General features: G+C 67.3%; 21 protein-coding genes. 10 read left to right on the top strand and 11 right to left on the bottom strand.

The annotated features are described in order from the left end of the window. Positions 1–106: 106 nt before the first annotated feature. Together AC5Y4F_RS15060 and AC5Y4F_RS15055 are read left to right on the top strand one after the other, a co-directional pair. Complete coding sequence (locus tag AC5Y4F_RS15060) at positions 107–547, top strand: rhodanese-like domain-containing protein (protein WP_499997492.1); 441 nt, start codon at positions 107–109, stop codon at positions 545–547. 7 nt (positions 548–554) lie between these two features. Next, on the top strand, positions 555–1,781 hold the full coding sequence (locus AC5Y4F_RS15055; protein ID WP_499997491.1) for an O-succinylhomoserine sulfhydrylase: 1,227 nt from the start codon (positions 555–557) through the stop codon (positions 1,779–1,781). Here the strand turns inward: AC5Y4F_RS15055 and AC5Y4F_RS15050 are convergent. The 6 genes from AC5Y4F_RS15050 to AC5Y4F_RS15025 all read right to left on the bottom strand — a co-directional run bounded on the left by AC5Y4F_RS15050 (position 1,778) and on the right by AC5Y4F_RS15025 (position 7,613). Beyond that, positions 1,778–3,157 carry an NAD(P)/FAD-dependent oxidoreductase gene (locus tag AC5Y4F_RS15050; protein WP_067939821.1) on the bottom strand — a complete coding sequence of 460 codons (1,380 nt, stop codon included), beginning with the start codon at positions 3,155–3,157 and terminating at the stop codon, positions 1,778–1,780. The genes AC5Y4F_RS15055 and AC5Y4F_RS15050 overlap by 4 nt on opposite strands. Before the next feature lie 64 nt (positions 3,158–3,221). Continuing rightward, positions 3,222–3,839 (bottom strand): hypothetical protein, encoded by a 618-nt coding sequence (locus AC5Y4F_RS15045; RefSeq protein ID WP_499997490.1) that lies wholly within the window; start codon positions 3,837–3,839, stop codon positions 3,222–3,224. Positions 3,840–3,844: 5 nt separating this feature from the next. After that, the gene (locus tag AC5Y4F_RS15040) at positions 3,845–4,507 is read right to left on the bottom strand and encodes a TetR/AcrR family transcriptional regulator (protein ID WP_067939825.1); all 663 of its coding nucleotides are present in this window, start codon (positions 4,505–4,507) and stop codon (positions 3,845–3,847) included. Positions 4,508–4,514: 7 nt separating this feature from the next. Further along, a complete protein-coding gene (locus tag AC5Y4F_RS15035) occupies positions 4,515–5,663 on the bottom strand; it encodes an acyl-CoA dehydrogenase family protein (RefSeq protein WP_499997489.1) in 1,149 nt (382 codons plus the stop codon). An 11-nt stretch (positions 5,664–5,674) separates the two neighbouring features. Beyond that, on the bottom strand, positions 5,675–6,862 hold the full coding sequence (locus AC5Y4F_RS15030) for an acyl-CoA dehydrogenase family protein (protein ID WP_067939829.1): 1,188 nt from the start codon (positions 6,860–6,862) through the stop codon (positions 5,675–5,677). Positions 6,863–6,866: 4 nt separating this feature from the next. Continuing rightward, positions 6,867–7,613, bottom strand: coding sequence for an SDR family NAD(P)-dependent oxidoreductase (locus tag AC5Y4F_RS15025; RefSeq protein ID WP_499997488.1), 747 nt, complete (start codon positions 7,611–7,613; stop codon positions 6,867–6,869). Positions 7,614–7,682: 69 nt separating this feature from the next. On the opposite strand from AC5Y4F_RS15025, the gene AC5Y4F_RS15020 reads away from it, so the two are divergent. The 3 genes from AC5Y4F_RS15020 to AC5Y4F_RS15010 are packed head-to-tail and all read left to right on the top strand — an operon-like array spanning position 7,683 to position 9,452. After that, the gene (locus AC5Y4F_RS15020; protein WP_067939833.1) at positions 7,683–8,054 is read left to right on the top strand and encodes a DUF3054 domain-containing protein; all 372 of its coding nucleotides are present in this window, start codon (positions 7,683–7,685) and stop codon (positions 8,052–8,054) included. Between the two features lie 7 nt (positions 8,055–8,061). Next, a complete protein-coding gene (locus AC5Y4F_RS15015; RefSeq protein ID WP_499997487.1) occupies positions 8,062–8,943 on the top strand; it encodes a class I SAM-dependent methyltransferase in 882 nt (293 codons plus the stop codon). A gap of 8 nt (positions 8,944–8,951) precedes the next feature. Continuing rightward, entirely contained in the window at positions 8,952–9,452 is a 501-nt protein-coding gene (locus AC5Y4F_RS15010; protein WP_499997486.1) for a GNAT family N-acetyltransferase, read from the top strand. 122 nt (positions 9,453–9,574) lie between these two features. Here AC5Y4F_RS15010 and AC5Y4F_RS15005 read toward each other — a convergent pair whose 3' ends face one another. After that, a complete protein-coding gene (locus tag AC5Y4F_RS15005; RefSeq protein ID WP_067939839.1) occupies positions 9,575–10,327 on the bottom strand; it encodes an MBL fold metallo-hydrolase in 753 nt (250 codons plus the stop codon). A 96-nt stretch (positions 10,328–10,423) separates the two neighbouring features. Here AC5Y4F_RS15005 and fgd point away from each other — a divergent pair, with 96 nt between their 5' ends. The 4 genes from fgd to AC5Y4F_RS14985 all read left to right on the top strand — a co-directional run bounded on the left by fgd (position 10,424) and on the right by AC5Y4F_RS14985 (position 15,717). Next, complete coding sequence (fgd, locus tag AC5Y4F_RS15000) at positions 10,424–11,434, top strand: glucose-6-phosphate dehydrogenase (coenzyme-F420) (RefSeq protein ID WP_067939840.1); 1,011 nt, start codon at positions 10,424–10,426, stop codon at positions 11,432–11,434. A gap of 37 nt (positions 11,435–11,471) precedes the next feature. Next, positions 11,472–13,535, top strand: a complete 2,064-nt coding sequence (gene pta / locus AC5Y4F_RS14995) for a phosphate acetyltransferase (RefSeq protein ID WP_499997485.1) — start codon at positions 11,472–11,474, stop codon at positions 13,533–13,535. Next, a complete protein-coding gene (locus AC5Y4F_RS14990; protein ID WP_067939843.1) occupies positions 13,532–14,698 on the top strand; it encodes an acetate kinase in 1,167 nt (388 codons plus the stop codon). The genes pta and AC5Y4F_RS14990 overlap by 4 nt, the downstream gene beginning before the upstream one ends. Positions 14,699–14,856: 158 nt before the next feature. Beyond that, positions 14,857–15,717, top strand: coding sequence for a hypothetical protein (locus tag AC5Y4F_RS14985; RefSeq protein WP_499997484.1), 861 nt, complete (start codon positions 14,857–14,859; stop codon positions 15,715–15,717). A gap of 179 nt (positions 15,718–15,896) precedes the next feature. Here AC5Y4F_RS14985 and AC5Y4F_RS14980 read toward each other — a convergent pair whose 3' ends face one another. From AC5Y4F_RS14980 to glnX, 3 genes are read right to left on the bottom strand one after another with little or no spacing between them, the layout of a single operon-like run. Then, positions 15,897–18,179, bottom strand: a complete 2,283-nt coding sequence (locus AC5Y4F_RS14980) for a serine/threonine-protein kinase PknG (protein WP_067939845.1) — start codon at positions 18,177–18,179, stop codon at positions 15,897–15,899. Beyond that, a complete protein-coding gene (locus AC5Y4F_RS14975; protein ID WP_067939847.1) occupies positions 18,179–19,159 on the bottom strand; it encodes a glutamate ABC transporter substrate-binding protein in 981 nt (326 codons plus the stop codon). The genes AC5Y4F_RS14980 and AC5Y4F_RS14975 overlap by 1 nt, the downstream gene beginning before the upstream one ends. After that, positions 19,159–20,478: a protein kinase G-activating protein GlnX gene (gene glnX, locus AC5Y4F_RS14970; RefSeq protein WP_499997483.1), complete on the bottom strand. Its 1,320-nt coding sequence runs from the start codon at positions 20,476–20,478 to the stop codon at positions 19,159–19,161. The genes AC5Y4F_RS14975 and glnX overlap by 1 nt, the downstream gene beginning before the upstream one ends. Positions 20,479–20,618: 140 nt before the next feature. Between glnX and AC5Y4F_RS14965 the strand changes: the two genes are divergently transcribed. After that, positions 20,619–21,251 (top strand): NUDIX hydrolase, encoded by a 633-nt coding sequence (locus AC5Y4F_RS14965; protein WP_067933898.1) that lies wholly within the window; start codon positions 20,619–20,621, stop codon positions 21,249–21,251. Here the strand turns inward: AC5Y4F_RS14965 and thiE are convergent. Further along, complete coding sequence (gene thiE / locus AC5Y4F_RS14960) at positions 21,223–21,894, bottom strand: thiamine phosphate synthase (protein ID WP_082947589.1); 672 nt, start codon at positions 21,892–21,894, stop codon at positions 21,223–21,225. The two genes, AC5Y4F_RS14965 and thiE, sit on opposite strands and share 29 nt — an antisense overlap. Positions 21,895–21,983: the final 89 nt, after the last annotated feature.

The following is a 21,983-nucleotide window of genomic DNA, read 5'->3' as shown; positions in this document are numbered from 1 at the left end:
CAGGTCAGATGCCGCTGCGGGGACGGGGGCGATCCGGCCGGGGGCCGGGGCCTGACGGCTCGGGCGCGGATAGGGTGGCTGACAACGAACGATGAGGGAAACGAGCATGAGCACAGAGCACGCACACTCCTACGCCGGGGACATCTCGCCCCTGGACGCATGGAAGCTGCTCAGCGACAATCCTGACGCCGTGCTGATCGACGTGCGGACCGATGCCGAATGGAAATTCGTCGGTGTGCCCGATCTGTCCAGCCTCGGCCGTGAGGTGTTGTTCCTGGAGTGGAATTACTCCGACGGACAGCGCAACGCGAATTTCGCCGACCAACTGCGCGAGCAGGTGGCGCCGGCGGAATCCGGCGCGCAGCGTCCGGTGCTGTTCTTGTGTCGGTCCGGCAACCGCTCCATCGGCGCCGCCGAGGTCGCGACCGAGCTGGGCATCACGCCGGCTTACAACATCGTGGACGGCTTCGAGGGCCAACTCGATGCCAACGGCCACCGGGGCGAAACAGGCTGGCGGGCCATCGGATTGCCTTGGAAACAGGGCTGAGTCGGCGATGACCCTACCCGACAACAATTCCGTTCGCGTGCCCGCGGCGCTGCCCGACGGCGTCAGCCAGGCGACCATCGGCGTGCGTGGCGGGCTGTTGCGTTCGAATTTCGACGAGACCGCCGAGGCGATGTTTTTGACCTCGGGTTACGTCTACGAGTCGGCGGCGGTTGCGGAGGGGTCGTTCACCGGTGAGGTGGACCGCTTCGTCTACTCGCGCTACGGCAACCCCACCGTGACGATGTTCGAGGAGCGGTTGCGCCTGCTCGAAGGGGCCCCGGCGGCCTTCGCCACCGCGAGTGGCATGGCGGCGGTGTTCACCTCGTTGGGCGCGCTGCTGGGCGCGGGGGACCGCCTGGTCGCGTCGCGCAGCCTGTTCGGCTCGTGTTTCGTCGTGTGCAATGAGATCCTGCCGCGATGGGGAGTCGAAACCGTCTTCGTCGACGGCGACGACCTGGACCAGTGGGAGCAGGCGTTGTCGGTGCCCACCACGGCGGTGTTCTTCGAGACGCCGTCCAATCCCATGCAGTCGCTGGTTGACGTCGCCGCGGTGTGCGAGCTTGCGCACGCCGCGGGTGCAAAAGTGGTGTTGGACAACGTGTTTGCGACACCGCTTCTGCAGCAGGGCATTCCGCTCGGCGTTGACGTGGTGGTGTACTCCGCCACCAAGCACATCGACGGTCAGGGCCGGGTGCTCGGCGGGGCCATCTTGGGCGACAAGGAGTACATCGACGGTCCGGTGCAGAAGCTGATGCGGCACACCGGCCCGGCGATGAGCGCATTCAACGCCTGGGTGTTGGTGAAAGGCCTTGAGACGATGGCGGTCCGGGTGGAACACAGCAACAACTCGGCCTTCCGGATCGCCGAATTCCTGGAGAGCCATCCGGCGGTGAGTTGGGTTCGCTACCCGTATCTTTCCTCGCATCCGCAATACGACCTGGCCAAGCGCCAGATGTCCGGCGGGGGAACGGTGATCACGTTCGCGCTCGACTGCCCCGACGACAAGGCCAAGCAACGCGCCTTCGAGGTGCTGGACAAGCTTCAGCTGATCGACATCTCGAACAATCTCGGCGACGCCAAATCCCTTGTCACGCATCCCGCGACCACCACCCACCGGGCCATGGGCCCGGAGGGTCGCGCGGCGATCGGGCTCGGTGACGGCGTGGTGCGCATCTCCGTCGGGCTGGAGGGCACCGACGATCTGATCGCCGACATCGATCGGGCGCTCAGCTAGCCGGCTTGCTTTTCGGCCGCGTCGATGCGTTCGGCCGCCGCCAGGGTTCCCTCTTGCGCTTGCTGCTCCACCCAGTCCACCACCGGGCGGGCGTACATCATCTGGCTGGTGATGGCCATCTGGCCGCGGGTGCGACCCAAAAAGGAGATCCCCCAGGCGAACATGGCGGCGATGCGATTGCGGTGGCCGATCAGGTAGTACAGATGCAGCAGCAGCCACGCCAGCCAGGCGATGAAGCCGCCGAACTCCAGCTTGCCGACCTTTGCGACCGCGCTATACCGCGAGATCAGCGCCATGCTGCCCTTGTCGAAGTACTTGAACGGCTTGCGGTTGGCGGGATCGTCGTGGCCGTTGACCGCCTGCTTGATGAGCTTGGTGACGTAGTGTGCCCCCTGGATCGCGCCCTGGGCCATCCCCGGCACTCCGGGGACGGACATCAGGTCGCCGACGACGAACACGTAGGGATGCCCCTTGATGCTGAGGTCGGGCTCGACGATCACCCGGCCGGCGCGGTCGGTCTCGGTTCCGTCGGATTGCTCGGCGATCATCGCGCCCAGTGAGCTGGCCTGTACGCCCGCGGCCCACACTTTGCACGCGCATTCGATGCGCCGCTCGCCGCCGTCCTTCTCCTTGACCGTGATGCCCATGTAGTCAACCGCGGTCACCATCGCGTTGAGCTGGATCTCGACGTCCATCTTCTGCAGCCGGCGTTGCGCCTTGCAGCCCAGCTTGGTACCCATCGGCGGCAGCACGGCGGGTGCCGCGTCGAGCAGGATGACGCGACATTCGCTGGGGGTGATCGTCCGGAACGCCCCGGCCAGGGTGCGCTCGGCGAGCTGGACGATCTCGCCGGCCAGCTCGACCCCGGTCGGACCCGCGCCGACGACCACGAACGTCAGGCGACGTTGCCGCTCGGCCGGGTCGGTGGCGACCTCGGCGGCCTCGAACGCACCCAGGATCCGGGCCCGCAGCTCGAGGGCGTCGTCGACGCTTTTCATGCCGGGCGCGAAGGCCGCGTACTGGTCGTTGCCGAAGTACGACTGCTGCGCGCCCGCGGCGACGATCAGGCTGTCAAAGGGCGACACCGTCTGCATGCCCATCAGATGCGAGGTGACCGTCTTCGCCGTCAGGTCGATCTCGCTGACGTCGCCCCACAGCACCCGGACGTTCTTCTGCCGCCGCAGGATCAGCCGGGTGGTCGGGGCGATGTCACCCTCGGACAGGATGCCGGTGGCCACTTGGTACAGCAGCGGCTGGAACAGGTGGGTCGTCGTCTTCGAGATCAGGGTGACGTCGACGTCGGCCCTTCTGAGTGACTTGGCCGCGTTCAGCCCGCCGAATCCGCTTCCGATGATGACGACGTGATGACGCGACATGCTCACCCCTTCTGTTTTTCCGCAAGCCCCCTGCGGCGCATACCCAGCCTATGACTCCTTGCCCCTAGAAAGGCCACCCGTTGGAGTTGTCCTTGAATTTTGCGTTGACCGCGGTGCAGAAGTCGTCGGCGGTGCCCGCGAGCAGGACGTAGTAGGTCTCGCCGCGACGGCTCTCGTAGGTGTTGGGGGTGCTCCAGCCGCTGTTGCAGAGCGAAGTCTGCGTACCGGCTGTGGTGCGGCGCCAATTGGTCTTGGCGCAGGCGATCAGCCCATCGACGTTCGGGGTGGCGCTCTTGGCGGCCACGACCATCGCGCCTCCCCATTGCCCGTCGCTACGTCGATAGGCGCGCGCACCGAACCCGGCGTTGTTGGTCTGGCACGAAAGCGCCCGGCGCATCAACGAGAAAGGCGCGGCCAGTTGGGAACTCGTGCTCGCGGCGGCGGTCGTGATGAATTGCGCGGCGTCCGAGCCGTCGGCCTCCTGCACATCGGGCTTGCCGAAGCCGAACAGCTGCTGCGCGATCCCGGCGTTGCTGCCGCCACCGATGATCGGCCCACCGCCGCTGGACGTCATGGTGGGCAGTGCCCCGCTGGGATCGGCGCCCGCCGTCGGCATACCGCCGGCGGCGCCCAGGACCAACAGCGCGACCATGCCGCGAATCGGGCGCGCGCTCAATCTCATGACCCTTATTTCAGCACGTGCGCGTAGTCGGCGCGGCGATCGTCGGCGATCAATCCGGTCAGCACGTGCCGGGTCTGCAACCCGATGTACCGATCGATGGTGTAAATCGTCCCGAAGTGCCAGTGCTTGAGCGCCCAGCCGTGGGCGAGCAGCACGATGTCGAACACGGTGAGGTCGACGTCGACGGCGCGAAAGACCCCCTGCGTGATACCGTCCTCGATCACCGCGCGCAGCGGTGCGGCGCTGCCGATTTCGAGGTCCTTGATCTGCGTGCGGCCGGGCGCCCCGAGGGTGCGGCTCTCGCGGTAGGTCAGCACCACGCCGTCGAGATTCTCGTCGACGATCTCGATGTAGCGGCGCACGCCCGCGGTCAACTGATCGACGACGTCGTCGCCGGCGGCCGCGATCACCGGTGCCAGCTGATCGCGGAACACGTCCAGGATCCGCACGATCGTCGCGAGCAGTAGGTCCTCCTTGCCGCCGAAGTACTTGTAGATCAGGCCGACGCTGACCTTGGCCTCGGTGGCCAGGTCCTGCATGGACATTTGGTGAAACCCGTTGCGGCCCATCACCTTGACGGCGGCATCCAGCACTTGACGGCGCCGCGAGCTGGCCCGGGCGGCGCGCACGGCCTCCTCGACGGGAAGATCGCTGTAATCGGTGACCATGGACGCCTCAGATGCCCAGGTCCTTGGCGATGATCGTCTTCATTATCTCGTTGGTGCCGCCGTAGATAGTCTGAATGCGGGCGTCGACGAAGGCGCGCGCCACACTGTATTCGCGCATGTAGCCGTACCCGCCGTGCAGTTGCAGGCAGCGGTCGGCGGTGCGCACCTGCAAGTCGGTGGTCCACCACTTCAGGCGGGCGGCACGTGCTGCGGTCAACTCACCCGCCAGGTGCTCGGCCAGGCAGTCGTCGAGATAGGTACGGGCGATGTCGATTTCGGTTGCGAGTTCGGCGAGGACGAACTGGCTGTTTTGGAAGCCGGCGATCGGTGAGCCGAACGCGGTGCGGTCGCGCACGTAGTCGAGGGTCTCGGCAAGAATGCCTTCGGCGGCGGCCACCGCACCCACCCCGAGCGCGAGCCGCTCCTGGGGCAGGTTCTTCATCAGCTGGTAGAAACCCTTGCCCTCGTCTTCGAGCAGATTGGCGCTGGGCACCCGCATGTCGGTGAAGGTGAGTTCACTGGTGTCTTGGGCGTGCAGGCCGATCTTCTCCAGGTTGCGGCCGCGGGAGAAGCCGGGTGTGGCGGGTTCGACGACCAGGAGCGACAGCCCTTGGTGGCGATCCGGCGAGGTGCGCACCGCGATGACGAAGAGATCGCCGATCTGCCCGTTGGAGATGAACGTCTTGGCGCCGTTGACGACGTAGTCGTCACCGTCTCGCACCGCGGTCGTGCGGATCCCGGCCAGGTCGCTGCCGGTGCCGGGCTCGGTCATCGCGATGGCCAGCACCGTCTCACCGGTGACCACGCCGGGTAGCCAGCGCTTTTGCTGTTCGGGATTGGTCAGATCGGTGAGATAGGGCAACACCACGTCGTTTTGCAGAGTGAAGGCGATGGCCTCGGCGGCGGCACCCGCGCGCTGCAATTCGTCGATCACGATCGCGTTGTAGCGGAAATCGCTCACACCCGGCCCGCCGAGATGCGCGGGCACCGAGAAGCCGAGCAGCCCCAGTTTGCCCGCCTCGATGAACAGCGAGCGATCCCACTGGCCGTCCCGTTCCCACTTCTCATGATTGGGCATCACCGTCTGTCGCACGAAACCGCGTACCAGTTCTCGGAACTGGTGATGCTCGGACGCGTACTGCAGGCGTGCGGCCATCGGTGCTCCTGTCAGCGGAAGGCGTCGGCGCCGGTGAATGCCTGCCCGAGCACCAGCTGATGCATCTCGGGCGTGCCCTCATACGTCAGCACCGATTCCAGGTTGACCATGTGCCGGATGACCGGGTACTCCAGCGATATTCCATTGCCGCCCAATATGGTTCGTGCGGTCCGGCAGATCTTGATCGCCTCACGGGTGTTGTTGAGCTTGCCGAAGCTGACCTGCTCGGGACGCAGCCCGTGGCTGTCCTTGAGGCGGCCGAGGTGCAGCGACAACAGCTGGCCCTTGTGCAGCTCTACCGCCATGTCGACGAGCTTGGCCTGGGTCAGCTGGAAGCCGGCGATGGGGCGACCGAACTGGGTGCGTTGGGTGGAGTAATCCAGCGCGGCCCGCCAGGCCGAGCGGGCCGCTCCCATCGAGCCCCAGATGATTCCGTAGCGCGCCTCGGACAGACACGACAGCGGCCCGCGCAGCCCCTTGGCCTCGGGCAGCATCGCCTCGGCCGGCACCCGCACGTCGTCGAGCACCAGCTCGCTGGTGATCGAGGCCCGCAGCGACAGCTTGTGGTGAATTGTGTTGGCGCTGAACCCCGGCGTCTTGGTCGGCACGATGAAACCGCGGATCCCGTCGTCGGTCGCGGCCCAGACAACCGCGACGTCGGCAACCGAGCCGTTGGTGATCCACAGTTTGCGTCCGTTTAGCACCCAGTCCGAACCATCTTGGCGCGCCCGCGTTTTCATCGCGGCCGGATCGGAGCCGACGTCGGGTTCGGTCAGGCCGAAGCAGCCGAGCAGCTCGCCGGTGGCCATGCCGGGCAACCACTCCTGCTTCTGCTCCTCGGACCCGAAATTCCAGATCGCGAACATCGCCAGCGAGCCCTGCACCGAGACCATCGACCGAATCCCGGAGTCGGCGGCTTCCAGCTCCACGCAGGCCAGCCCGTAGTGCACGGCGGAGGCGCCGCCGCAGCCATACCCGTTTAGGTGCATGCCCAGCAGGCCGAGTTGACCGAAGCCCTTGGCCAGTTCGCGGACCGGAAGGTCGCCGATCTCGAACCACTCCGCGACGTGCGGGAGAACGTGTTCCGCGCAGAAGTCCCGCACGGTGTCGCGCACCGCAAGCTCATCGCTGGATAGCGAGGCGTCGAGGCCGAGCGGGTCGTCGCGATCGAAGGCGGGTGGTGTCTGGGTGCTACTCATGTGATCAGCCTGCCATCGTCAGGCCGCCGCTCACACTGATCACCTGTCCGGTGATGAACGAGGCGGCGTCGGATGCGAAGAACAGCACGGGCGCGGCGACCTCCTCGGGCCGGGCCAACCGGCGAAACGGGATCGCCGTGACCAGTGCTTCCTGCAATTTTTCGGGCTGCGCATGAAACAGCGGGGTATCGGTCGGGCCGGGGCACACGCAGTTCACGGTGATGTGGTGTCGAGCCATCTCGCGGGCCAGCGACTTGGTCAAGGCGATCACCCCGCCCTTGGCGCCGGCGTAGATGCTCTCACCGGCGCTGCCGACACGCCCGGCGTCGCTGGCCACGTTGACCACCCGTCCGCCGCCGTGCGTCTCGATCATCCCGGGCAGGAACGCCGAGCAGACATGCACCGGGCCCAGATAGTTGATGGCCACCACCTTCTGGGCGAATTCCGGTGTGGCATTGAGGAATTGGTCGGTGCGGTCCCATCCGGCGGCGTTGACGACGGTGCGGGGCACGCCCAGATCGGCGTTGATCCGATCCCGCAGGGCGTTAACCTGGTCCGGGACGGCCACATCCACCGGTAGCGCGGTGATCAGGTCGGGGTGTTCGTCGGCGGTGGCCGATGCCGCCGCCGGGTCGAGATCGGCGGCGACCACGCGCTCGCCGCGTGCGGCAAGGCCCAGCGCTATGGCCCTGCCGATGCCGGAACCCGCGCCGGTCACCACCGCCAGGCCGCAGGGTGAATGAGTATTCATTCTTGACGAATCTAGGTTCACCGCAGCTGCGCGGTCAAGGTTCCTCGAGCGTCCCGGTAGTCTGCCTGCATGCTTAGGCTCCAGCGGCCGGCCTGGCTCGGGGTGGACGTCGTCGGTGTCCTGGTGTTCTGTGCCGTGGGGCGCCGCAGCCACGACGAAGGTCTCAATGTCACGGGCATCGCCGTGACGGCGTGGCCGTTTCTCACCGGCACCGTCGTCGGGTGGCTGGTCTCTCGCGGGTGGCGGCGACCGACCGCGGTGGTGCCGACGGGGGTCATCGTGTGGCTGTCCACCGTGGTCGTCGGGATGCTGCTGCGCAAGGTCACCTCAGCGGGCGTGGCGGGGAGTTTCGTGGTGGTCGCGACGACGGTCACGGCGCTGTTGTTGCTGGGCTGGCGAGTGGCCGCCGGGTTGGCGCTGCGGCGTCGCTCCGGCGTCTGAGACGACCATGGTGCCAACGGCCGACGTGGCGGTGACCGCAACATTCGGTGCGGCCGCGCGGGCGGTGGCCACCAACAAGGGGCTGCTGAACGATCCGTTCGCTGAGCCGCTGCTGCGAGCGGTCGGCATCGACTACCTCACGCGGGTGATCAAGGACCATGTGTTCGCGGAGGACGACGGTGACGACCCGGCGATGGCGGGGCTGATGGATGTGCTGGCGGCGCAGACGCGGTTCGTGGACGAATTCCTGGCCGACGCCGTCCGGGCGGGCATTCGGCAGGTGGTGATCCTGGCGTCTGGTCTTGACACCCGGCCCTACCGGCTGTGGTGGTCGCGGGGGACCACGGTGTACGAGGTCGATCAGCCGCAAGTGCTCGATTTCAAAGCCGAAGTGCTGCGCGGTCTGGGTGCCGAATTGGCCACCAACCGGTGTGCGATCGGCATTGATCTGCGCCAGGATTGGCCGGGGGCGCTGCGCCGGGTCGGGTTCGACAGCGCCCAGCCCACGGTCTGGGTCGCCGAGCAGTTGCTTGTCGGATACCTGTCGCCCAACGAGCAGAATCGATTGCTGAATGACGTCACCGCCGCGAGCGCGGCGGGCAGCCGGTTCACCGCCGATCACATGCCAGTCTGGAATCCGTTGCACCTCGGGGCCGAGCGCGCCTTCGTCGACGGGTGGCGGCAGCGCGGCCTGGAGGTCGACCTGGCCAGCCTGACATATCCGGGCGAATATCATTATTTGCCAGAGTATTTGGCGGCGAATGGCTGGCAGACGGCCGGGCTTGGCATCACCGAGCTGCTGGGCTCGATGGGACTGGGCGGGCGGCGGCGGATGGGGCGCGGCGACGCGGAGTTCATCCCGGAATACATCACCGCGACACGCGTTTGAGTTGGGTGATGTCGGGAGCAAGCTCAGCACCTGGTCAACTGCGGTTCGTATCGGCGACTCACGACGACCCGCTGGCCCAACCGCTACTGGCCGAACTGGCAGTCGAGTATGCACAGCGATACGGCGGCACACCGAGCACCCACCTCACCTGGTTGCCGGTACCGCGGGCGGAGTTGGCGCCACCGGACGGCGGACTGCTGATCGGCGTGTTGGACGGCGTGCCGGTGACCGGCGGTGCGTTTCGCCGTTACGACGCCAACACCGCGGAGCTCAAGCGGATCTGGACCGACGGCGCTCACCGGCGCCGTGGTTACGCCAGGGCGCTGTTGGCCGCGCTGGAGGCCGAGACCCTGGCGCGGGGGTATCGGCGGCTCTACTTGATCACCGGCGATCGGCAGCCCGAGGCCGAGGCGCTGTATGACGCGACCGGGTACACCCGGATTCCGCCGGATCCTCTGCCCAACTGGGGTCCCTTTGTCCCGATCGCGTTCGAGAAGTGGCTGACCTGAGTCAAGCGCCGCCACAACGGGTTTCAAGGAAGCCCGGTAGGGGATGCGCTGGCACGTTCGGGAGTGGCACAGCAAAGCTATGGTGATGAATCTGGTTGGTGTGGCGATGATTTCGGCCGGAGTCAGTTGCCGCCGGCCAGGGAGACAGCGCGCGCGGTCGCTTCCCGGATCGGGCCCCGCCACACGTCGCCGTGCCCGGGCAACAGGACCTCGGTGTCCAGCAGCGCCAGGGTGTCCAGGCTGCCCACCGCATTCTGCTGGCTATGGCTGAACACCGCGGGCAGCAGCTGCGGTCCGCGTCGGCGCAGCAGCGGGTGCCCGGTGATCAGCGCGTCGCCGCTGACCAGCACGCCGTCCACCACGTACGAGCAGTGTCCGCTGGTGTGTCCGGGGGTGAAGACCGCCGCCGGGTGGCCGGGCAGACCGGCGGCCACCTCGTCGGTGAGTGGCCGGGTGGACGGGATGCCGTCTCGAATCAGGCCGCCGCTGCGCAGTACGTGCAAACCCCACGCCGCCCAGCGCGGCCGCCAAATGCGCAGGGCGACATCGAAAACCGACGCTTGCTCCAGATATTCGCGCTTGGCGTGACCCACCTCCTCGACATGGCAGAACACGTCGGTGCCATATTCATCCGCGAGCCAGATCGCCGAGCCCAAATGGTCGATGTGGGCGTGTGTGAGCAGCACGGCACGCACGTCGTCGGGGCCGTAATTCAGCTCCCGCAGCGACGACAGCACGTCCTCGCGGTCGCCGGGATATCCGGCGTCGATCAGCATCACGCCGGTGCCGTCGACGACCAGCGTCCAGTTAACGGCCTCCCCCTGGGCGAGGTACACCGTGTCGGACACTTGAACGAGAGTGGGCGCAGATCCCATGCCCGCGAGTGTAGGAGCGCTGCGAGAAGCGATCGCAAGCGCGGCGATGCCGGGCGCGGCGGGTCGCGACCGTCAGCACAGGAGTAGAAAGAACGAGTGGCTGAACTGAAACTCGGATACAAAGCGTCCGCTGAACAATTTGCACCGCGCGAGCTGGTCGAACTCGCTGTCGCCGCCGAAGGGCACGGCATGGACAGCGCGACCGTCAGTGACCACTTCCAGCCGTGGCGGCACGAGGGCGGACACGCGCCGTTCTCGCTGGCCTGGATGACCGCGGTCGGCGAGCGCACCGAGAGGCTGGTGCTGGGCACCTCGGTGCTCACCCCGACGTTCCGGTACAACCCCGCGGTGATCGCCCAGGCGTTCGCCACGATGGGCTGCCTGTACCCGAACCGCATCTTCCTCGGTGTCGGCACCGGCGAGGCGCTGAACGAGATCGCCACGGGATATGAGGGCGAGTGGCCGGAGTTCAAGGAGCGCTACGCGCGGCTGCGCGAATCGGTGCGGCTGATGCGCGAACTGTGGCTGGGCGACCGCGTCGACTTCGAAGGCGAGTACTACAAAACCAAGGGCGCCTCGATCTACGACGTGCCCGACGGCGGCATCCCGATCTACATCGCGGCGGGCGGACCGCAGGTGGCCAAGTACGCCGGGCGGGCCGGCGACGGGTTCATCTGCACCTCCGGCAAGGGCGAGGAGCTGTACAAGGACAAACTGATGCCCGCCATGAAGGAGGGGGCGGAAGCGGCCGGAAAGAATCCGGACGACGTCGACCGGATGATCGAGATCAAGATCTCCTACGACACCGACCCCGAACTGGCCCGGGAGAACACCCGGTTCTGGGCGCCGCTGTCGCTGACGGCCGAGCAGAAACACTCCATCGATGATCCAATCGAGATGGAGAAGGCCGCCGACGCGCTGCCGATCGAGCAGATCACCAAGCGCTGGATCGTGGCGTCCGATCCCGACGAAGCGGTCGAAAAGGTCGGCCAGTACGTGAAATGGGGCCTCAACCACCTGGTGTTCCACGCCCCCGGCCATGATCAGCGCCGCTTCCTCGAGCTCTTCGAGAAGGACCTGGCGCCGCGGCTGCGGCGGCTGGCCTGAGAGGCGCGCGAATGGTTTCCGGCTCTGTGTCAGTTCAGTGACAGCGATCTACATAGCCGCGCCCGAGCCGGAGACCGGCAAGTCGACGATAGCGCTGGGGCTGCTGCACCGGTTGACCGCGACGGTCGCCAAAGTCGGTGTGTTTCGGCCCATTACGCGCTCTGAGTCAGACGACCGCGACTACATCCTCGAATTATTGCTGACCCGGACCACCGCAGGTCTGTCGTACGAGCAGTGCGTCGGCGTCACGTATCAGCAGCTGCACGCCGACGGCGATGCCGCGATCGCCCGCATCGTCGACGCCTATCACGCGGTGGCCGAGGTGTGCGACGTGGTGGTGATCGTGGGCAGTGACTACACGGACGTGACCCGGCCCGCGGAACTCACGACCAATGCGCGTATCGCGGTCAACCTCGGTGCGCCGCTGCTGCTGACGGTCAGCGGCAAGGGGCGCACCGCCGCCGAGATCGCCAGGGTCGTCGACGTCTGCCTCGCCGAACTGGACGCCCAGCACGCGCACACCGCGGCGGTGGTGGCCAACCGGTGCGATCCGGCCGAGCTGGCCGACGTGGCCGAAGCGCTGCGCAAATTCACCCAGCGCAGCTACGTGCTGCCCGAGCAGCCGCTGCTGTCGGCGCCGACGGTGGCCGAGCTGGAGAAGGCGGTCGGTGGGACGCCGGTCAGCGGCGAAGAGTCGCTGCGCGAACGCGAGGTCACCGGCGTACTGGTCGCGGGGATGACCGCCGACCACGTCCTGGAACGGCTGAGCGACGGCGTCGCGGTCATCACCCCGGGCGACCGCTCGGACGTGGTGCTCGCCGTCGCCAGCGCCCATGCCGCGGAGGGCTTTCCGTCGCTGTCGTGCATCGTGCTCAACGGCGGATTCGCGCTGCACCCGTCCATCGCCGCCCTGGTCGCCGGACTGCGGCTGCGGCTACCGATCGTCGCCACCGCGCTGGGCACCTACGACACCGGCAGCGCCGCGGCGTCGGCCCGGGGCAGGGTCACGGCGACCTCGCAGCGCAAGATCGACACCGCGCTGGAGCTGATGGACCGCCATGTCGACATCACCGATCTGCTTGCGCAGCTTGCCATCCCGATCCCCACCGTCGTCACGCCGCAGATGTTCATTCACCAGCTGACGCTGCAGGCGCGTTCGGATCGCAAGCACATCGTGCTTCCCGAGGGCGACGACGACCGGATCCTGCGGTCCGCCGGCCGGGTGCTACAGCGCCGCGTGGCCGACCTGACCATCCTGGGCGACGAGGCTCAAATCCGCCAGCGCGCTGCAGAACTCGGGGTCGACCTGGGTGATGCCACCGTGATCGACCCGCGCAGCAGCGAGCTGCGCGACGAGTTCGCCTGCCAGTACGCAGAGTTGCGCAAGGCGAAGGGCGTCACCGTCGAGCAGGCCCGCGAGGTCATGCGCGACAGTACGTATTTCGGCACCATGCTGGTGCACAACTCCCATGTCGACGGCATGGTGTCCGGCGCGGCGCACACCACCGCCCACACCGTTCGGCCCGCATTCGAGATCATCAAGACGGTCCCGGATGTTTCGACGGTGTCCAGCATCTTCTTGATGTGTCTGCCCGATCGCGTGCTGGCGTACGGCGACTGCGCGATCATCCCGAATCCGACGCCCGAGCAGCTGGCCGACATCGCGATCTCGTCGGCGCGCACCGCCGCGCAGTTCGGCATCGAACCGCGGGTGGCGATGCTGTCGTACTCGACCGGCGACTCGGGTACCGGCGCGGACGTCGACAAGGTAAGGACGGCAACAGAATTAGTACGGCAGCGCAACCCCGAGCTGCCGGTCGAGGGCCCGATCCAGTACGACGCCGCGATCGAACCGTCGGTCGCCGCCACCAAACTGCGCGACTCGCCGGTGGCAGGCCGCGCGACCGTGTTGATCTTCCCCGACCTCAACACCGGCAACAACACCTACAAGGCTGTGCAGCGTAGCGCCGGGGCACTTGCCATCGGGCCCGTGTTGCAGGGCTTACGCAAGCCGGTCAACGACCTGTCCAGGGGCGCGTCGGTCGAAGACATCGTGAACACCGTGGCCATCACCGCGATTCAGGCGCAGGGCCAGCCATGACGGCCGGTGGCGACGGACGCCTGGTGTTGGTGATCAATTCGGGCTCGTCATCCCTGAAATATCAAGTGGTCGACCCCGATTCGGGAGACGCGCGAGCGACGGGTCTCATCGAGCGGATCGGAGAGGAATCGTCGGCGGTCCCCGACCATGACGCGGCGCTGCGCAGCGCGTTCGACACGCTGGCCGACGACGGCATCGACCTGAAGGCGAGCGGCATCGCCGCGGTGGGTCATCGAGTGGTGCACGGCGGCAACACTTTTTATCAACCCACGCTGCTGGACGATACGGTGATCGGCAGGCTCGACGAATTGTCGGAGTTGGCCCCGCTGCACAATCCGCCCGCCCTCAAAGGAATCGAGGTCGCGCGCAAGCTGCTGCCAGACCTCGCCCACATAGCCGTGTTCGACACCGGGTTTTTCCACGACTTGCCGCCCGCGGCGGCCACCTACGCCATCGATCACGACTTGGCGCAGCGGTTTCAGATCCGCCGGTACGGGTTTCACGGGACGTCGCACCGCTACGTCAGCGAGCAGGCCGCGGCGTTCCTGGACCGACCGCTCGGCGGCGTGAAACAGATTGTGCTGCATCTGGGTAACGGTTGCTCCGCCTCGGCGATCGCCGGTGTCCGGCCGCTGGACACCTCGATGGGTTTGACGCCGCTGGAAGGTCTGGTGATGGGCACCCGCAGCGGCGACATCGATCCCAGTGTCGTCGCCTATCTGTGCCACGTGGCGAAGATGGGCGTCAACGACGTCGAGGCCATGCTCAACCAGCGCTCCGGGGTGTTGGGCCTGGCCGGGGAGCGCGACTTTCGCCGGCTGCGGACGATGATCGAATCCGGCGACGAGTCGGCAAAACTGGCGTACAGCGTGTTCACGCATCGGCTGCGCAAGTACATCGGCGCCTACCTCGCGGTGCTGGGGCACACCGATGTCATCAGCTTCACCGCCGGGATCGGCGAGAACGATCCGGCGGTGCGCCGCGACGCGGTCGCCGGCATGGAGGAACTGGGCATCGTGCTCGATGAGCGCCGCAACCTCGGCGGCGGTAAGGGTGCGCGTCAGATTTCCGCCGACGATTCACCGATCACCGTGCTGGTGGTCCCGACCAACGAAGAGCTGGCCATCGCCCGGGACTGCGTGGACGTGCTAGGCGGATATTAAGCCGGTGGCTTGGCGCGTGAATCGCACCGCGTCGGGTGGGGTTCCCGTTGGCCCATTTGGCTCATTTGGCCCATTTGGCCCTGGCCGCAGGCCCAGGGTCCGGCAGCCCTGTGCACAGACGTACTCGCTGAGCGCGGTCGACCTGCGATGGTCGCGACATGAAGGAGCCATTTGTCGGCAGCGAGGCGTTGCGCTGTGGCTCGCTGAGCCGGCACCAGCTGCGGACGCGATACCGCGCACTGTTGCCCGACGTGTACCTCTCGAATGACGCGGTACCCTCGCTTGAGTTGCGAATTGCGGCTGCGTGGCTGTGGTCTGGTGGCCGAGCCGTCATCTCAGGGGCCGCCGCCGCTTACCTGCACGGCGCCAAGTGGGTACCCGACGGTGTTCCGGTTGAGCTGATACACGCCAACAACCGGCCCCCGAACGCAGTACTGACGCGTCGGGAAACATTGGGTGCCGGCGAGACGCAGCTGTGCGGTGTGCTCGCTGTCACCACCCCGGAGCGGACCGCGTTCGACATCGGCCGCCGCGGGGCCATCCGCTCGGCCGTCGTCCGGCTCGACGCGCTGGCCCGCGCAACGGGTTTCAAGGTCGACGGCGTGCTGCGGGTCGCCGAGGCACACCCGCGCACGCCTGGCCTGCGGCGACTGGAGACGGCACTCGACCTTGTCGACCCGGGCTCACAGTCGCCGCGGGAAAGCTATTTGCGGTTGCTCCTGATCGACGCGGGCCTGCCGCGGCCGCAGACCCAGATTCCGGTGTTCGGCGCGGACGGCCTGCCCGCCGCCTACCTGGACTTGGGCTGGCCGGAGCCGATGGTCGCCGTCGAGTATGACGGCGACCAACATCGCACCGACCGAAGACAATACGTCAAAGACATTCAGCGCCAGGAGATGCTCGAAGAGCTGAGCTGGATCGTCGTCCGGGTCGTCGCGGAAGACCGGCCCGAAGGCATCGTTCGCCGAGTTCGGGCGGCGCTAGCGAAATCGACTGTGAATTGTCGGCTTTCGGAGTGAACCTACGGCGGAGTTTGTCGGCGTGTCGCCTCCCGACGTTCACACTGAAGGCCCACGATACACACTCGACGCGAAGCAACCACGCGGGAAGCGGTCCGACGCGAAGCGGCCACGAGCGAAGCGACCACGCGGGAAATGGTCATGCGCGAAGCGGCCACGAGCGAAGCGGCCAGACGCGGCTAGAAGGTACTGGTGGGGCGCACCCGGTTCGCCATGTCCACAAGCGCGTAGCGGTGTCGCTGGGTCGGGGCGACGCGGGCCAGATTGCGCAGCGACGCCTCGACTCCCAGCCGCAGCCCGTGCTCGGTGAACGGGAATCCGAGGATGTGGTTGGTGCTGGCCTTGTTGTCCTCCAGCCAGTCCATCGCGCAGCCCAGCACCAGGGCGCGGATCTGCAGCACGCGGGGCTCGGTCGGCGGCAGCGCCTCCACCCGCCGGGCCGCGTCGCGGATGTCCTCCTCGGTGATCTCGCTCTTGGTCCGTCCGGACAACAGCGTCACCGCGCTGGTCAGTCGCGCGGTGGTGAAGTGCCGGGAGCTGGCCGGGACCTCGTCCAGCGTCCGCACCGCGGCGGCCCGATCCCCTTCCGCAGACAGCGTTCTAGCCAACCCGAATGCGGCCGAGATCACCCCGTCGTTGGTTTTCCACACCGTTTCGTAGAACTTGTGGTCGTCGACGTCGCCGGCCAATTCGGCGGTGGCGGCCAGCGCCACCTTGGGTGCCAGCTCGCCGGGGAACGTGTCCAGCACTTCGGTGAAATGCGTTGTGGCCGAGTCATAGTCGCCGGTGAGCAGCTCGGCGACGGCCCTGTACCACACCAACCGCCATTGCCAGCCGACCCGCTCGGCCAGGTCGTCGAGCTTGCGGGTGGCCTTGGCCACATCGCCGAGATCCAGCAGGGCGCGGACCTCCATCAGCGGCAGCTCCACCGATTCGGACAGCTCGACCCCGTCGGCATCCAGCGTTCCGTGCCGTGCCGCGCGCAACGAGTCCAGGGTCTGCACCGGCTGGGACAACACGGTCGCCTGCAGGACGGGAGCCGCGACGTCGGCCGGATCGACCAGCGGAACCTGTAGCGCGGTAACGATTTCCCGTGCGGTGAGCTTCTCCGAGTGGACCTGACCGTCCAGGTAGACGTCGGTGTGGGCGACCAGCAGGTCGACCCCGAACGTCGAGCGGCTGGGACTGAAGATCGTTGACAGGCCCGGCCTGGGCACCCCACTGTCGTGGGCGACCACCTCGCGCAGCACACCCATCAGCTGGGCGGACATCTCCTCCGTGCTGGCGAACCGGCGCCGCGGGTCGGGATCGGTGGCGCGGCGCAACAGCCGGCGGAAGGAGTCGTAGGTTTTCAACACCGGGTCGTGCTCGGGCAAGCCGTCGACGTACCGGCCGTTGCGGGTGTGCAGGTTGAGCGTGAGCGCGGCCAGTGTGCGGCCCACGGTGTAAATGTCGGTGGCGACCGTCGGGCCGGTGCGCACGATCTCGGGCGCCTGGAAACCCGGTGTGCCATAAAGGTATCCGAAGGAATTGATTCGCGAAACCGCACCCAGGTCGATCAGCTTGAGCTGCTCTTCGGTGCGCATGATGTTCTCCGGCTTCAGGTCGTTGTAGACCAGGCCGATGGAGTGCAGATAGCTCAGCGCGGGCAGGATTTCCAGCAGGTAGGCGACGGCCTCGGCGACGGGTAGCTTCTCGCCCTTCCCGTGCTTGAGCGCCTGACCGCCGACGTACTCCATGACGATGAGGCCGACCGGATTCCCGTGCTGGTCGACGTGTTCGACGAAGTTGAAGATCTGCACGATCTGCGGGTGGACCACCTCGGCCAGGAACTGTCGTTCGGCCATCGCGATCGCCTGCGCCTCCGCGTCGCCGGAGTGCACCAAGCCCTTGAGCACCACCGGCCGGTCGTTGACGTTGTGGTCGACCGCCAGATAGACCCAGCCCAGACCGCCGTGTGCGATGCAGCCCTTGACCTCGTATTGGTTGGCGACGATATCGCCGGGATTGAGCTGTGGCAGAAACGAATACGGGCTGCCGCAGGAGGGGCACCAGCCCTCCGAAGTGCCCTTGGCTTTCTTGCTGGACCGGCCGACCGGCTTTCCGCAGTTCCAGCAGAATCGCTTGGACTCCGGTACCACCGGGTTGGTCATCAGGGCTTCGAGCGGATCGATGTCCCGCCCACGCGGGATCTCGACCAGGCCACCGCCGAGCTGCCTGACCGCAGGCAGCGACCGCGTCGCCACCGTCATGCGGTCCTGCGGATCGGTGTCCAACGCCCCCAGCGAGATGTGCGGAAAGTCGTCATCGTCGTCATCGTCGAAGTCCGGGCGGAACAGTGCCTGCGTTGCCTGCAGCCGCCCCGTCGTCGCGCCGCTCTGCACGGTGGCCGGTTGGGTGCCCGGGCCGACGTCCTCCGAGCCGGTTTCCGGCTGCTCGGTTTGCTTCTCCGGCTCGGCCATCAGTCTGAATACCTCGGCGTGGGCGGGGCAGGCGCGGGGCCCAGCACCGTCAACCACTTGCGGTACAACGTGTTCCACGTACCGTCCCGACGGATCCGTTCCAGGGTTCCGTTGACGAACCGCACCAGTCCGGTGTTGTTCAGGTTGACCCCGATGCCGTAGGGCTGAGTGGCCATGTTGGGGCCGACGATGTGCAAGTAGGGGTCCTCTTCGACCAGACCGGCCAGGATCGAATCGTCCGTGCTGACCGCGTCGATCTCCCGCTGTTGCATCGCCACCAGGCAATCGGCCCAGTTGACCACCGAGACCACGACCGGTGGCGGATCGATCTGCCGGATCCGATGCAGGGACGTCGTGCCCTTGGCCACGCAGACGCGCTTGCCGGACAGGTCGGAGACCTTGACGATCGGCGAGTCGCGCGGGGCCAGGATGCGCTGATTGGCGTCGAGGTAGACGGTCGAGAAGTTCACCAGTTTGCGCCGGTCGCAGGTGATGGTCATGGTCTTGACCACGACGTCCACCTCGGAGTTCTGCAACGCGGTGATCCGCTCGTCCGACGACAGGATCCGATACTCGACGTGTGACGGCGCCCCGAAGATGTCGCGCGCGATCTCGCCGGCGATGTCGACATCGAAACCGGTGATCTCGCCGGTGATCGGGTCGCGGAAACTGAACAGGTTGCTGCCGATGTCGAGCCCGACGATCAGCCGGCCGCGGGCCCGGATGTCGGCGACCGCCGCATCCGCCTCCGCCTTGGTGGCGAAGGGCCGCAGGCTGGCGGTCAGGTCGCAGCCACGAGTGGGGTCGTCGGGCGGCAGCGGGGGCTGCGGCGGCAACTGTTCCATGCCGACGGGCGTCGGTGGCGGCAACGTCGGCACACTGGCCACTCGTAGCGATTCCGTGTGTCCGCAGCCCGCCAGTACCGCCACCGCGGCGGCCGCGGTGCACGCCCGGCGAAGAAGCAGGGGCAGCCGGATCATCATCGATACTCTTTCAGCCTCGGCCACAGCCCCAGCGCCACCGCGATGGCGGCGCCGAGGCTGAGCACCACCCCACCCACCTGGGCGCCGGACAGGCCGCTGCGCGCGTTGATGACGTCGTTGCGCAGCGTGATGCGGCCCTGGTCCATGGCCTTGACCAGCTCGCCCTCCAGCTTGTCGAACGCCGGGGTGGAGTCTTCTTCGCTGCTGCCCAGCGCCACCTGGGTTGCGGCCCGATAGTTACCCACCGAGATGTACGAGGTGATCCGGTCGTTGGCCTGCCGCCAGCGCAGCAGCAGCTGATCGGCGCCTTCCAGGTCCGGCTTGTCCACTGCGTCGCTGCGGGACATGTACTGCTCGAGCTGTCGGTGCATGGAATCGATGCGTTGGTAGAACGACTGCTTACGTTTCTCTTCGTCGCCGCGACGGATCAGGGACAGCGTCTCGTCGGCGCGCGCCTGCTGGGCGGTGATCGCGACACTTGTGACGGTTTTGAGGGATTCCGCTGCAGTGTCCTTCGCGCTACGACTGGCGGTCGTAGAAATGGTCAGCGCAGTTCCAACCCAAACCACCATGACGAGAATAGCGAGCGCGCCCACCACCAGACCTGGGTTGATGCGGCGCCGGGTGCGCCGTGCCAGCCAGCGGTGGGAGAACGCGCCGAAGATGACGGTGGCACCGACCACCGTGATGACGGGCGCGGGAATCTGCGTCGACGCCGTCGTTTCGGCGTCGACCCGCTCCGACGTCGCCCGGTAGAGCCGCGCCGCGTCGGGCAAGATCGTCGATTGCATCAGTCCCGATGCCTCCGACAGGTACGACGAGCCGACCGGATTGCCCTCCCGGTTGTTGGTTCGGGCGATCTCGATCAGGCCGGTGTAGACCGCCAGCTCGGCGTTGATCCGGCCCAGCAACTGCACCAGCGGTTCGTCGGTGAGCCCGCTCGACGCCCGGGTCACGGCCACCGACGCGTCGGTGATGGCCTGCTCGTAGCGCTGGCGAACGGGCTGTGGTTCGGCCTCGGCGATGAATGCGGTGGCCGCGGCGGCGTCGGCCACCGACAGCGTGGTGTAGAGCCGCCCGGCCGCGAACGACAGCGGCTCGGTGTGGTTGAGCACAGTGGTGAGCACTTGCTGCCGGTGGTTGATGGTGGTCGAGGTGGCGAAGGCGCTGATCCCGCCTAGCGCGGCCAGCACGATGCCGATGGTCAAGATGCGGCCGGGCGTCGTCGAGACGAACCACCAGCGTGGATGGGCTGGTTCGGCCGGTGACCGCGATCCCTGCGGCTCGGTCGACGGGTGCGCCAGCTCAACCGTCACGTCTAATCAGCCCTCGTCTCTCGGCCACTCGATTTCGCTGCACGGACATCTATAAGCGAAGTCTAAGAGCTTGTTCGGGTGGATGGGTGGAGGCGGACGCAATTGGCGACGCCCCCACCAAGTCTGCATATCCTGAACCGGTGCGGGGCGACGGTGACGGCTGGGTGATCTCCGACAGCGGCGCTCACTACTGGGGCCGCTTCGGCGCGGCAGGTTTGCTGCTGCGGGCCCCGCAAGCCGACGGCACGCCCGCGGTCCTGCTGCAGCATCGCGCCGTGTGGAGTCATCAGGGCGGAACCTGGGGGCTGCCGGGCGGCGCCCGGGACAGCCACGAAACGCCGGAGGAGACCGCCGTCCGCGAAGCAAACGAAGAGGCCGGGCTGCAAGGTGAGCGACTCGCCGTGCGTGCGACCGTCGTCACGGCGAAGGTCGCCGGAATGGCCGGCACGCACTGGAGCTACACCACCGTCGTCGCCGACGCCGAGGAATTGCTGCACACCGTGCCCAACCGGGAAAGCGCCGAGATGCGTTGGGTCGCCGAAAACGAAGTCGCCGACCTGCCGCTGCATCCCGGCTTCGCGGCCAGCTGGCAGCGGCTGCGCACCGCGTCGGCGGTGTTGCCGCTGGACGACGGCGACGAAAGACGCCGATACCTGCCGCGAACGATCGAGATCGAGGCGGGCGTCTTCGTCTGGTGCATGCCCGGGGACGCCGGCCAAGAGCCCTCGCAGCTGACCCGCCGGATCAGCTCGCTGCTGCCAGCGCCGAGCTGAGCCGTTCGGCCGCGGCCCGCGGGTCGGCGGCCGCGGTGATCGCCCGGACCACCACGATGCGCCCGGCACCGGCACCGAGCACCTCGGGCAGCCGCCGCTCATCGATGCCGCCGATCGCGAACCAGGGCTTGTCGGTTGCAAGTTCGGCGACGGTCCGCACCAGTCCCAGGCCCGGCGCCTGGCGGCCCGGTTTGGTGGGCGTCGGCCAGCAGGGACCGACGCAGAAGTAGTCGGCCCGACCGCCGGCCGCGGCGGCCGCCTGGTCGCGGTCGTGGCTGGACAATCCGAGCAGCACATCCGGCCCGACGATGTCGCGGGCGACGTCCAGCGGCAGGTCGCCCTGCCCCAGGTGCAGCACATCGGCGCCGGCCGCGCGGGCGATGTCGGCCCGGTCGTTGACGGCGAACAAGGCGCCGTGCCGGCGCGCCGCGTCAGCCAGGACCCGGCACGCCGCCAGCTCTTCGCGCGCTTCGAGCGGGCCGAACCGCTGCGCGCCGGCCGATCCCTTGTCGCGCAGCTGGATGATGTCCACCCCGCCGGCCAGGGCGGCGTCGGCGAACTCCGCCAGATCGCCGTGCTCACGGCGCGCGTCGGTGCACAGATACAGCCGCGCGGTCGCCAGGACGGAAAGTCGTCTATCGATGGGACGCTGCACACCGAGACGCTAGCGCGCTAGCGTGGAGCCGAAGCGAACCACCAGACACGGGAGTCCCGGGTAGTCGACTGACTGCG

Source organism: Mycobacterium sp. NGS56 (genome assembly GCF_059812425.1).
This window is presented reverse-complemented; position numbering and strand designations above follow the sequence as displayed.